The sequence below is a fragment of the Bacillus mycoides genome (assembly GCF_001757995.1).
GTDB classification, from domain to species: Bacteria; Bacillota; Bacilli; order Bacillales; family Bacillaceae_G; genus Bacillus_A; species Bacillus_A mycoides_B.
On record NZ_LXLV01000035.1, the window covers coordinates 49,160 to 61,648 of the forward strand.

Below are 12,489 nucleotides of genomic sequence, written 5' to 3' on the forward strand. Positions count from 1 at the left end.
AATTAAGCAACTAATAGAGGGACACAAATTGTATTTCACTCTTCTCTTTATAGAAATTACGATACAATAACAAAAGCCCATCACTTCATCCTTATGTATAGTGATGGGCTCTACATATGATTTTATATGTTCAAAAGAATGGACAATCTAATTGATCAACAGATTCCCACGATTTTTTTTTTACGTTTTCGGTGGATTTACTATTTTCTAGTGGTACGTTTTTAAATGGATTCATTTCAACTTTTAGTAGAGATGATGGTTCTACATATAAACAAAAAACATGGCTACTTGGCAAGGTTTTCGATACATCAATATCTCCTACTTGTTTAAATAATTGCTGGGCTGCAAAGAAAAAGAAATTAGTTGGATTGGACTGTTTATTAAGCCAAGCAATCATTTCAGGCGATACTGATTTATTAATATTAATTTTCACTCGATCACCACGTCTATATCGCCTAGATCGCATACTTCCACCAACTAACTTATCGTTAAGTTTGTAAACCCTAACTCTTTTTGCTTATGCTCTCTATATTTTGGTGAGCATGTATATACTAATAATCCACGAGCATTGGTAAATAACGGGTTATCTACAAAAATCACATTTTTCAAACGTCCTTTTTGTTTTAAAATCATTTTCAAGCTATTTTTAATAATAACTGCACCTCCACCATAAATAAATACATATGGATCGTCTTTCATATCATCAATTTTGTTAATAATATCCGTTGCGACACGTGCTGCTAAACCTAAAAACGCTGGTTGCGATTCCTCAACTAACAATGCATTTCTTGGGTGCTTTTCATTTAAATAAATTTGATTAAATTCTGTAATACTATCAATTGTTTTCGTAGGATATTTCCGATTCCATCTCGTAATAATTTGTAGTAACGTTTCTTTTACACCATAAGATAATCCTTTACTTAATTGTGGACGGAAATTTACTCCTAACGAAACAACTTCTTCCGTTGTCCCCGCGCCAATATCAAAAGACAATAAAGTTTTATCTACAAAATCAATTTCTGAAACTTGATTTTGTTCACATTCTATTTTATGTTTCACAACATTTCCTTCCTCATCATATACAATCCCCCACGTCCCAGAAGCGCCTTCAGGTAGACATTTACAAAACTCAATAGAAACATTAATCGTAACATCGCGCCCATTCGGATAGTGAAAAATGACTTTGTGATTACCCATGTACCGTTTCGAATTTTCAGCAGCAATTTCCTGTGTAATTAGTTGCATTGGAAGAGCCACTGATAAATCATAACGAATATTAATATGACTGGAAGTTGGGCTTTGACGCATAGCACTTATCGCTAAACCCGAAAGGATTGTAATAACCATTAATTCATCCGTAGATTTATTTGATTTCTTCTCTACTTCAGTACCTTTTAATTGATCTTGAATCACTTTTTCTCCAACGATGTATCGTACGTTATTTAACATTAGCGATGGAGAACTAATGGTCACATCAATGTGATTCTCTAATTCTGACGATGAAACATCACCCTCATCTAGCAACCCCGTAGGCTCACCTATATATAAAGAATATATACTCGGAATAAAAATAGGTTCCTGCCCTTTCACCATTAACTTCAAACCATTATTTCCTGCATCTGCACCAGCTTTTAAAAGAATAGACATAACTACCCCCTAAATTAATCTGACATCCCTTCCAAATATATGCGAGCCCATTCTTTTACATTCAAATGTAATGTAATTTTTTATTTATCCCAAAAACAAAATATCATAAACATTCACTTCATATGTAAAAAACATTTGACATGAACCTTTTCCAATTTTATACTATGGATGTAAAGAGTTTTTTACAATGCTGGAGGTGCAATTATATATTGAATACTAAAAAGATTATTTTTGTAATCATTGTTTTATCGTTAATCGCGATACTCGGACATGGCGCATACAAATACGCAACTGAAGGTTCAATTTTGGGCGGAACGATTTTCGCTGCTTCTTTAATACTTAGTAATTTAATTAATCATATTACATGGGGAGATCCAAACGGAGTATCGAAAGAAAGTCAAGATGAGATGGGACAACAAATTACATATAAAAGCTTTAAAATCGCGTATTTTGTTCTTATAGGTGTTATGTTTCTTATATTATTCTGGTCAGAAGGATTTTCTATGGGTTCCAATTTGGATGGTGTAAAAAACCTTCCCCTTTTCATAGCACTTTGTTCTTCATTCTTTATTTATCCTATCGTTGAACTCATTGCCGCAAAACAATATAAATAAAAAAAGTGGTTTTCTATATGCAGAAAACCACTTTTTTATGTTTAAATACCTTCTGCTATTGCTTTCAGCTTATTCACAGTCCGCCAGTTCCTTACTGTAGCTGGCGTATGTAATTTTTGAAACTGGTTCATTACTTTAGAATTCCGAATGCTTTTTTTGAAAAACAAATACACTACTCCTCCTTCAATATGGCAATCTTCTATTTCGCTTTTAATCGTAAGCAACTGATTACTGTCTTCTTCAGAAAGTACATTGGCTAAGAAGGCAACATGTATGCTTTCTCCTTCTAACAATACATCGGCTTCATAAGGACACGTTTTTATAATATTTATAAATTCATCTTTTGTTCTTAACATGACTGGAACATTGAAATCAAAAACGTTCTTAATTTCACATTCAATTCGTTCCTTTAAAAAACTTATCTCTGCTTCTGACTCAAACACTACATTTCCACTTTGAATATATGTTTTCACTTTTTTTAACCCTATTGATTCAAAGACTTTTTTCAAATCCACCATTTTAATTACTTTATGTCCACCTACGTTAATTCCCCGTAGTAGTGCAATATAAATTGTCATATGATTACCCCTCACGTATTTAAATGCTTAGCAATCGAATTGTTTTGCACCTTCATACTTCTCGAATACTTACTTTAATGCCTCTAACATATCATGTTTGGAAAATATCTCAAATAAAAAAACTTACTACATGATTTTTTTCAAGAGTAAGCTTTGCTATCTCATTATCTCGTTATCGGTAAATGTAATATTAATTGTTGTCCGATTGGTCCCATTCTTCTATACCCTTTATCTTGAAACCCAACTTTTTCATATAACTTTTGTGCCGGAATATTTTTTTCATTTACAGCAAGAATCACTTCATTTTTTATTGGATAATAATATTTTACAAAGTCTTGTAATAACGCCAATGATTTTTTAGCATATCCTTTTCTTTGTTTATTATGATTAACGGAAAAGGAAGTTAAAAGTATGGCATCCTTATTTTCTGTAAACTCCTGTACTCTGTCACCTGTTTGTAATGCGAAAACACCGACAGGTACTCCGCTATAGTCCAAAATAACAACTACATTTTTAGTTCGATCATTTTTCGCTTTCTCCAGTAATTCACCTGGATTCGCTGTGAATTGAACTTGTTCACTTGGTAAAGTAAATGATTGTATTATCTCTTTATACTGCTCCTTATACGGAACTAATTGTATTTCCCCTGTATGTATGTTCATGCTTAACTCTCCCATTCCTTCGAGTTGTTAACTTAAACCTTGCTGTGTTTTAGAATGCACCTTTCCATCCAAAAATGTAATCTCAGCAAATGATTTTGGATCGCTGCCTTTCCAAGCAAAAATTTGCTTAATTTGTGTAGAATGTTCTATCCCTTCTTCTATGAGTAAATCCCCTTCAAAACCGATTAATTCTTTCACTTCTAAATAAGTCATTCCTTCATTAATATTTGAGAAATGATTTATATTAATGGACTCTTGCTTTTTATTTTTCGTTATAGTAGAAGACGTAGCTGTTTTCTTCTTCACTTCTTTCTTCTGGTCACACGCTGTCATACTGAAACCTATGCATAAACTACCTAATATAAGTGCGCTCTTTTTCATCATAACGGTTGTCCCTCCCCTCATTATTAAACCATATATCCCCTTAAAAATAAACTGAATATTTAATCTTGTAGAAAAATCCCGTACAATTTAGTACGGGATTTTCACTATTTTTTCAAATGGTTATTTGACTGATCTTCTTGTTCTTTTCGTAGTTCTTGTTCTTCATCTTTTGGTAATTGTTTATCATTATCTTTAATTGGATTCGTTTCTCTATTTTCAATCATATCATTTGGAACTTGTGGCATTACTCGGCCAACAATTGCTGCTAATTCATCAAGTATACCTTCACCCGTTTTACCTTTTTTAATTTGCTTACCGATTTGTTTTAATCGTTCATACGTATCAACATCCGCTACAACGACTGCATTAGCTCCATTTGGGTCATTCTTTAAACTTTCTGCTACAGAATACTTAATAGACTCAACACGAGTTCGATCAAGTTTCGCTTTCACATCAATACCTACAACGGCATATTTTCCGACTACTACTGCTGTCGCATCGTTTACACCAGGTACACTTGCAGCTAATGACGCTAAATGATCAGCTGCTTTTTCATTCGGCTTATTTGATTTGTTTGTATAATTAACATTTTTCATCGAGACATTTTTTTGTTCTGGCTTTTCATTAGGATTGTCCTTTTTTCCAATGCTACATCCAGTAATAACGAAACAAAGCATTAGCATATATATAATGATTTTCATTATTTTCACCACTTTATCATTGATGTTTAATCATAAATTTTCTCAACAGCTTGCATCTTCTTCACTTTTTCTTCTGCACCGCTATTTGCGTTAATGAAAATTTGGTACGTATCTTTCCCTAAAGTACCAATAAATTCATAACAAAGTACTTCATTATGCAAGTCATTTACTACTACAGCTTTACGTTCTTCCATAACTTTTACATCGGGGTTAATTTTCTTTCTCGCCTCAGCGGCAGTTAGCTTCGCACTTGGAATTGTTCGTTTTTGATGCGATGCTAAATATTCCTTTGCGGAAAAACCAACAATCGACCCATCATCTAAAGCAATTTTCATTTGAATTGCTTCTGGATAAATACGCACTCCATTTTCATTTACAACGTACGTAAACACACCGATATTATCATATTGAGAACTATCAAACAGCTCCATATTTGTAAACTTGTGATCCTTTAAAAACGTCAATCCTTTACTTCCTGCCTCGTTTAAACTAATTTTTTGCTCTTTAATTTCTCGGTTATTCATTACCCAAATTGGATATCCACCTTTTCCTGTAATATCCATATGAAATTCGTTATTTGTTGCTGGGTCTTTAATTTTCACACTGTAGAAAGATTCTTTTGCACCTTTTCCACTTTTCTCAACATCTACTTTTTCATTTCCTTTTAAATTTAAAAATGATTTTGCGATTTTTGCAGCCTCATCTTTAGAAATCGCTTTACCCTCTGCTTCAAATCCGCCCTTTTTATTTTTTTGTGCACTTGTAAAAGTAGGATCGAAATTAGTAGATGAGTATGACGTTACATTCTTCTCTACTGTTTTTAATCCATCAATAATTGTGTTATCTGCTGGATCTTGATTAGACGCAAGTGCCAGTTCTACATCCATCCAGCGTAAATTATTTTTCAACACAAGATGCTGTACTTTTCGCAGTTCATCTTGTATGTTTCCTGCATTTGAATATAAAGTTTGTAATGTTTTATATTCTTGATCATTTAACGGTTCTTTCTCTAAATCACGGATAGCCGCGCGATAACTAAAATCACCGATATTCGCAAGAAATTCTTCTGTTTTATTAAATGGCATTAATGTTAAAGGTAACTGTCCTACATCAGAACGAGCCTCTGATGTTAAACGCCACACATCCGCTAATGCTGGAGATAAAGACGCACGTGAATTCATTGCAAGTGTTGTTCCGATTTTATCGTGTAATAAGTCAACCTCATAAGCTAAATCGTGAAACGCACGTTGATAACTATTTTCCGCTCGAATTAGTACTGCATTTTTCTCTTGATGTTCTTTATAGCCCCAATATCCTGTGCCGACTACACCAATTGTTAATAATACGATTAAAAAACCTCGTAACATGTTTCCACCTCCGCTCTATTTACAGAAAATATGTTTACCAATTTTTTTAATTTGTGGACGAGTCCAAATCCATTTGCTTGTCGCAGTATCTGGATTGAAATAATATAGTGCATTCCCTGTTGGATCCCATCCATTGATTGCATCTAATACGGCTTTTTTCGCATTTTCATTTGGCGTTAAATAGATTTGTCCGTCTGCTACTGCTGTAAAAGCTCTCGGTTCAAAGATGACACCTGAAACGGTATTTGGGAAGGATGCACTTGTAACACGATTTAAAATAACCGCCGCTACTGCAACTTGTCCTAAATATGGTTCACCACGTGATTCTCCATATACCGCATTTGCCATCAGCTGAATGTCATTTTGAGAATAACCATTTGGAACATTTGTCCCTTTACTTTGCGGTGGTTTATTTTCTTGTGTACCTCCACCACTGTTCCCTTTATTAGTTGTTGTACCTTTATTAGCGGTCGACTTATCATACTTTGTTGCCTTTACAAGCATTTGCTTCGTTTTAGCACCCGCTAAACCATCAACTGGCAATCCGAATTTTTGCTGAAAGTTTCGAAGCGCCCAATATGTACCCCATCCGAAAACACCATCAACTTTTCCCGTATAAAATCCGTTATATTTTAAACGAGATTGTAATTCAATGACATCTTCTCCAGATGCTCCTCTTTGGATTACCTGATTAGAAAAGGCTTCTACATTTTTGGTTTGTATACTACTTACCATTAAAGATAAGCCAATAAAGGTAAGTAAAACCGCTATCTTCAAAAAACCTTTTTGAAGCATATATTTCCCTCCTTAATTACAGTAATGAATTCATGGTTATGTTTTGTAAATGTGAAGCTTTTATGTAAAGAAGACAAAAAAAGCCAAGCTTATATGCTTGAAGATATATGCACACAATATTAAAAAGAGTAAAAGGAGCTTATTATGAAGTATTTCTTCACACGTATAGCATTCGCAAGTTTTTTACTAACAGCATGTTTAAATATATATACTGGTCCATCTATTGTTCACGCGCAGCCGCCCTATGCAAAATGGGGCAAACTGGCCGTTGAAAAAACGAAAGAACAATATCCGAAAGCAGAGATTATTGATTACCTTCATATTGGTAGAAAGCCAAAGACGGTTCAAATAACAGTTGAAAAATTTAAATTGTGGCTGCGTGAGGATGGAAAAGAATATGGTGTTTTTGTTGATGTGGAATTCGATACGAAAACAGAGAAGTTTTTAAAGATGTCATTTCAGAAAACAAATCGATAGAACAAATAAACCCCTCTGTTTTACTTAAAACAGAGGGGTTTATTTATACACATTTAATAATGAAAGTTATTGTTTTAAACTTAAAAATCGATTCCCTAACATTTTCACTAATCCACAAATACCTCCAATTACAACTGCTATCCAGATACTATATATAAATACTCTACTATATCCACCTATTCTCGGATCTAGAAACGGATATGGGTACCAATCAACGAATGGGCCACGTATTAAACTATATACAACATATAGAAGCGGGAAAATAAGCCAAGTTGAAGCTTGTTTCCATGTGATTTTCTTCGTAGGCGGATTCATAACCCAATCTAATATCATTGCTATCGGCATGATGTAGTGAAGCACGGTATTTACCCACGGTATCGGTGTTTGAAGTGACTCTTCTAATCCTCTTAATAACAAAAAATAAATAAGTCCTGTTGTCAGTATGTATACTGTAGATGCACCGCGAAGAACTCCAAACTGCTCGGAACGTCCGAATGTGGCTGTCCCCAAGCTACTAAATAGTAGAATTACCGCCACTAAAATATTACTTTCAATTGTGAAGAAACTAAAAAAGTTAACTGGATTGAACGGTTTCACTTGTGCCCTTGTAACAAATTGTGTAATAAGTGCGCTAAACGCTAAAAGACTTAAAAATAATCTTAATATCGCTATCGTTTTAGCACTTCTCATAACACATCTTTCTCCTGTCCTTATATAGAATTAGAATTCTCTTGTACATGCTCTATAAATAACTTTAATGGTACGAGGCCACGTTTGGGCATGTGACTACTAATAACAGCTACGAGCTCTAACTGCGGAATGATAATAATGTATTGCCCTCCGTATCCCATAGCAAAATACATACAATACGGTATGTGAAATCTTTCGTTATTTAATACCCACCAGTGATATCCATATGCACCGACATGTTCATACGTTTCAAATAGAGCCTCACTTGATTCTTCTAACCATTTCGATGATACAATTTCATTCCCCTTCCAATATCCATTCTGCAAACATAATTTTCCTAATTTTAATAAATCTATAGATTTCATTTTCATACCGAATCCGCCGACATATATACATTGCGGGTCTTGTTGCCATTCATATTCCGTAATGTTTAATGGCTCAAATAAATAATTTTTCGCGAACTGCTCCGTCGACATTCCAGTTGCTTCTTGAATGATGGAACTAAGTAAATGAGAAGAACCTGAATTATAATTCATTTTCGTACCCATTTCTTCAATGAGCGGCTTTTCTAAAATGTATTGCACCCAATTGTCTGATTCCACAAAATCATTTGGGAAAACAACCCCATTTCCGAACTCTTGCCAATCTTCTCCTGTTGTCATCGTTAATAAATGATACAGCGTTAGTTCCCTCTTTTCCTCCGGTACATTGGGAATCCATGTTGTGATTGGTGTATGTATATTATTTATAAATCCTTTATCAATTGCGATACCAATTAATATAGATACGATACTTTTTGTAATCGAATTTATTTTAAATAAGTCATTTGCACAGTCTATCGTTTTATAGTACTCAGTCGTTAATTCCCCCTTTTGATAAACAAGAAATGTATTAACTTTTTTCTTTTTAAATTTATTTTCTAGTTGCTCAAAATTCAAGAAATCTTCCTCCGTTTTAATCGTTATTTGACTATATAGTATTTGTTGTTTATGTGATTTTATCTCTCTTTCTCTATTAAAACACATCCTTTTATTGTATGTTTGAATTTAGAAAGGAGTTTTTATACGATGACAAATAATTTAAAGGGGATTATTGTAAATTATAGTTATCCTAGTTTAAATGGAGTGTATTTACGCCCTGGACTATATTTAAACCCTGACACAAACCCAAACATATTTCTGGTCGGATATAATCCAGCAACTCCAATTCATAAAAACGATTTGAAGCAAAGCGAATATCGAAACTTAATTTTATCCCATAAAAAATTCATTTCTTATTATGAAGCGCTACGAATAAAGAAAGGTAAAAGAAAACTATCTCCAACTCGAAAAAGAATTAATGATTTGGTTACAAAAGTTTTTACAGATACAAATGAAGTAATGTTCGAAACTAATATTTTCTCTTATCCAACATCAAAAGAAAAAGAATTACGAGCATTACCTAAAGATATCTTAGAAGAAGTAAAGCAACCATTTATTGAGATGTTACATACAATACAACCTTCTATAATCGTTGTACACGGAAAAAGAGCACTTTTAAACCTGATTTCAATCTTACAAAACTTAAATTTCCTTTCAAAAGATTTCATTTTTCATAAGCAATATACATTTAAATTCCTTTATCCAAACTCAAATAAATGCTGTACAATCATACCTTACCGCCATTTAAGCCGAATTGAAAACCAATCTTATCAACAATTTCAAAAACGTCTAATAAACGAAATTAACTCTAAAAAATAAAACCTGACTGCTATAGCAGTCAGGTTTTATTTTTATAACTTAGTTCGCACATTCCAAAGTTCAGGGAAGAAACGCTGATCAAGCACACGTTTTAAATAGGATACACCAGAAGAACCACCAGTTCCCATCTTAAAACCAATAATTCTCTCTACCGTTTTCATATGACGGAAGCGCCATTGTTGTAACCAATCTTCAATATCAATTAACTTTTCTGCAAGTTGATATAAATCCCAATATTTTTTCACGTCCGCATATACTTCTAACCAAGCTGCTTCTACTGTTGCATCCTCTTCGTAAGGCTGCGTAATATCACGATTTAACACATCTTTATGAATTTGGAATCCTTCTTTAACAAGCGCTTGTATCGCCACATCATACAAACTTGGTGCATGAAGTGCTTTATGAAGACGAGCATGTAATTCTGGGTCTTTTTCATAAATCTTTAATGCATGTGGTGTTTTATAACCAAGTGCATACTCAATCATTCGATATTGATACGATTGAAAACCTGAAGCCTGACCAAGTGAATCACGGAACTCAATATATTCTGATGGCGTTAATGTCGCAAGAATATCCCAAGATTGAATAATTTGCGACTGAATTTTTGATACACGTGCTAACATTTTAAATGCAGGTGCTAATTTATCTTGTTTAATAGATTCAATTGCTGCATTCAGTTCATGTAAAATTAGTTTCATCCAAAGTTCACTCGCTTGGTGAATAACGATAAATAACATTTCATCATGGTGATCCGATAATCTTTGTTGACTAGATAATAAACTATCTAGCTGTAAATACTCTCCGTACGTCATATTCTCCTTAAAATCAGTGTGAATCCCTTTTTCCATAATTACCTTTTCGTTTTCTTTCATGTTAGCCAAACACCCCTTTTTACTATTCTACTTATATTGATCTAATAACAGCGCGAACTGGACTTCCATCTGCATCTGTTAATGCAAGTGGTAAGGCAATAAGTTCGTAATCGCCGTCTGCTACGTGATCGAGTACGACATTTTCTAAAATGTGAATTCCGTGTTTAAATAATTGATGATGTGCTGCTAGTTCTTTATCATCTAAAGGATCAACAGAAGGTACATCTACCCCAATTAAACGAATGCCCTTACTTGATAGGAAATGTGCAATATCAGCACGTAAATACGGGATTTCTTCTGGGAATTCTTGCGCTTTACCATGTGAAGATGTACGTAATAATAATCGCTCTACACCTTCTAAGTTAAAACTTTCTAATTCCTTTTTACCGACACTCTCCAGCCCTGAAACATCGATAACTCGTGCTGCGCCTACATATACGTGTATATCTAAATCCAACACCTTCTTACCGTCATTATCGAAATGAAATGGCGCATCAATATGAGTACCTGTATGGATACTCATCGTTAACTTTCCGACATTTACTGAACCACTGTCTTCTTTTGACCATGAAACTTCATATGAGAACGGTGTATCCCCTGGCCACGTCGCGATATCATTATTTAGCGGTTGTGAAATATCAATCCACTGCGATGTTTTCATGCTTATGCCACAACCTCTCGCTTATTTTCAAAGTTTTTATATTCTTCATTTTTCATAATTTTCTTTAAGATTTGTACAGAGTTCCATACTTCCTCATACGTATTGTATAAAGCAACAGGCGCAAGTCTAACTCCATTTGGAGCTCTAAAGTCTGGAATCACTCCATTTGCTTTTAACGCCTTACATATACGCGCCGCCTCAGCATGTTCTAAATAAATATGCCCGCCTCGTTTTTCATCCTCTAGCGGATTTCCGATTGTAAATCCCATATCATTTAACTCTAATTGAATTAAATCGAGCATATATCTTGTTATATGTAATGACTTTTCACGTAATTTCTCAATACGGGCATCTTTAAAAATTTCAAGAGAACCGATTAATGGTGCAATACTTAATACGTGAGGTGTCCCTATTTGATAGGCCCCAGCATGATCAGCCGCAGTTAATGAATGTTCCATATCAAACTGCTTATCCTTTCTAGAGCTAAACCAACCAGATAATCCTGGAAGTCTATCGAAATGTTTTTTATTCACATATAAACCTGCAACACCACCAGGACCTGCATTTAAATATTTATAATTACACCATACAGCGAAATCTACATCCCATTCGTTAAAATGATGCGGAATAGAACCGATTGAATGACATAAGTCAAAACCGATATGAATACCACGTTTATGAGCTTCAGCTGTTAATCGCTTCATATCAAGAATTTGTCCACTTCTATATAGTACAGAAGGCAATAAAATTAAAGCGATATCATCGGTCATCGCATAAATAATATCTTCTTCTGAAAGTCTTCTACCATCTCTACTTTTCACTTGAACTAGATGTTCCTCTGGATCTAATCCTTTTAAACGAATTTGACTTTGAAGCGCATATATATCTGACGGGAACGTTAATTCATCCGCAAGAATTTTTGTTCGTATTCCTTTCGGCTCATAAAACGTCGCAATAACCTGATGTATATTCGTAGTTGTGGAACCGGTTACAATTGTTTCTTCCGGTAAAGCCCCAATAAGAGGTGCTGTCAATTCACCCAATTTCTCCGAAAGGAAAAACCACGGATGCTCACCTTCAGTCCATCCATCAATTCCAAACTCTTTCCATGAATCTAGCAAAGTAAGTAACGATTTCTCTGCTCTTTTTGAAAGCAACCCTAAAGAGTTACCATCTAAATATATTGTTCCTTCTTTTTTATAAAATTCGGTTTGAAAATCTTTCAGTTCATCATGTTTATCACATTCAAGCGCATACTCATAAGTTGGTTGAAATGGTTCTTTATACATGGTGTCACCTTCT

16 protein-coding genes are annotated in these 12,489 nt (G+C 34.2%); 3 read left to right on the forward strand and 13 right to left on the reverse strand.

Annotation, left to right across the window (positions count from 1 at the left end; translation table 11 throughout):
* Positions 1 to 130: 130 nt before the first annotated feature.
* Positions 131 to 466 (reverse strand): hypothetical protein, encoded by a 336-nt coding sequence (locus BWGOE10_RS13205; protein ID WP_070143253.1) that lies wholly within the window; start codon positions 464 to 466, stop codon positions 131 to 133.
* An 11-nt stretch (positions 467 to 477) separates the two neighbouring features.
* On the reverse strand, positions 478 to 1,647 hold the full coding sequence (locus BWGOE10_RS13210; protein WP_070143255.1) for a ParM/StbA family protein: 1,170 nt from the start codon (positions 1,645 to 1,647) through the stop codon (positions 478 to 480).
* A gap of 209 nt (positions 1,648 to 1,856) precedes the next feature.
* Between BWGOE10_RS13210 and BWGOE10_RS13215 the strand changes: the two genes are divergently transcribed.
* The gene (locus tag BWGOE10_RS13215; RefSeq protein WP_070143257.1) at positions 1,857 to 2,261 is read left to right on the forward strand and encodes a hypothetical protein; all 405 of its coding nucleotides are present in this window, start codon (positions 1,857 to 1,859) and stop codon (positions 2,259 to 2,261) included.
* A gap of 41 nt (positions 2,262 to 2,302) precedes the next feature.
* Here the strand turns inward: BWGOE10_RS13215 and BWGOE10_RS13220 are convergent, their stop codons facing one another.
* The 6 genes from BWGOE10_RS13220 to sleB form a co-directional block, all read right to left on the reverse strand.
* On the reverse strand, positions 2,303 to 2,839 hold the full coding sequence (locus BWGOE10_RS13220; RefSeq protein ID WP_070143259.1) for a DUF1697 domain-containing protein: 537 nt from the start codon (positions 2,837 to 2,839) through the stop codon (positions 2,303 to 2,305).
* Between the two features lie 164 nt (positions 2,840 to 3,003).
* On the reverse strand, positions 3,004 to 3,501 hold the full coding sequence (locus tag BWGOE10_RS13225) for a GNAT family N-acetyltransferase (RefSeq protein WP_070143261.1): 498 nt from the start codon (positions 3,499 to 3,501) through the stop codon (positions 3,004 to 3,006).
* 27 nt (positions 3,502 to 3,528) lie between these two features.
* Positions 3,529 to 3,885 (reverse strand): DUF3862 domain-containing protein, encoded by a 357-nt coding sequence (locus tag BWGOE10_RS13230; RefSeq protein ID WP_070143263.1) that lies wholly within the window; start codon positions 3,883 to 3,885, stop codon positions 3,529 to 3,531.
* Positions 3,886 to 3,989: 104 nt separating this feature from the next.
* On the reverse strand, positions 3,990 to 4,586 hold the full coding sequence (locus tag BWGOE10_RS13235; RefSeq protein WP_070143265.1) for a YhcN/YlaJ family sporulation lipoprotein: 597 nt from the start codon (positions 4,584 to 4,586) through the stop codon (positions 3,990 to 3,992).
* Positions 4,587 to 4,612: 26 nt separating this feature from the next.
* Positions 4,613 to 5,953 carry a germination protein YpeB gene (gene ypeB, locus BWGOE10_RS13240; protein ID WP_070143267.1) on the reverse strand — a complete coding sequence of 447 codons (1,341 nt, stop codon included), beginning with the start codon at positions 5,951 to 5,953 and terminating at the stop codon, positions 4,613 to 4,615.
* A 15-nt stretch (positions 5,954 to 5,968) separates the two neighbouring features.
* Entirely contained in the window at positions 5,969 to 6,748 is a 780-nt protein-coding gene (gene sleB / locus BWGOE10_RS13245) for a spore cortex-lytic enzyme (protein WP_070143269.1), read from the reverse strand.
* 144 nt (positions 6,749 to 6,892) lie between these two features.
* Between sleB and BWGOE10_RS13250 the strand changes: the two genes are divergently transcribed.
* A complete protein-coding gene (locus BWGOE10_RS13250) occupies positions 6,893 to 7,225 on the forward strand; it encodes a DUF3889 domain-containing protein (protein WP_070143272.1) in 333 nt (110 codons plus the stop codon).
* 66 nt (positions 7,226 to 7,291) lie between these two features.
* Here the strand turns inward: BWGOE10_RS13250 and BWGOE10_RS13255 are convergent, their stop codons facing one another.
* Positions 7,292 to 7,915 carry a Pr6Pr family membrane protein gene (locus tag BWGOE10_RS13255; protein ID WP_070143274.1) on the reverse strand — a complete coding sequence of 208 codons (624 nt, stop codon included), beginning with the start codon at positions 7,913 to 7,915 and terminating at the stop codon, positions 7,292 to 7,294.
* Between the two features lie 20 nt (positions 7,916 to 7,935).
* Positions 7,936 to 8,853 carry a serine hydrolase domain-containing protein gene (locus BWGOE10_RS13260; protein ID WP_070143275.1) on the reverse strand — a complete coding sequence of 306 codons (918 nt, stop codon included), beginning with the start codon at positions 8,851 to 8,853 and terminating at the stop codon, positions 7,936 to 7,938.
* 129 nt (positions 8,854 to 8,982) lie between these two features.
* Here BWGOE10_RS13260 and BWGOE10_RS13265 point away from each other — a divergent pair, with 129 nt between their 5' ends.
* The gene (locus BWGOE10_RS13265) at positions 8,983 to 9,654 is read left to right on the forward strand and encodes a hypothetical protein (protein ID WP_070143277.1); all 672 of its coding nucleotides are present in this window, start codon (positions 8,983 to 8,985) and stop codon (positions 9,652 to 9,654) included.
* 32 nt (positions 9,655 to 9,686) lie between these two features.
* Here BWGOE10_RS13265 and kynA read toward each other — a convergent pair whose 3' ends face one another.
* Genes kynA through kynU form a run of 3 tightly spaced genes read right to left on the reverse strand, consistent with a single transcriptional unit; the run spans position 9,687 to position 12,476 of the window.
* Positions 9,687 to 10,526: a tryptophan 2,3-dioxygenase gene (kynA, locus tag BWGOE10_RS13270; RefSeq protein WP_002147441.1), complete on the reverse strand. Its 840-nt coding sequence runs from the start codon at positions 10,524 to 10,526 to the stop codon at positions 9,687 to 9,689.
* A gap of 31 nt (positions 10,527 to 10,557) precedes the next feature.
* Positions 10,558 to 11,187 carry an arylformamidase gene (gene kynB, locus BWGOE10_RS13275; protein ID WP_070143280.1) on the reverse strand — a complete coding sequence of 210 codons (630 nt, stop codon included), beginning with the start codon at positions 11,185 to 11,187 and terminating at the stop codon, positions 10,558 to 10,560.
* Between the two features lie 2 nt (positions 11,188 to 11,189).
* Complete coding sequence (gene kynU / locus BWGOE10_RS13280) at positions 11,190 to 12,476, reverse strand: kynureninase (RefSeq protein WP_070143282.1); 1,287 nt, start codon at positions 12,474 to 12,476, stop codon at positions 11,190 to 11,192.
* Positions 12,477 to 12,489: the final 13 nt, after the last annotated feature.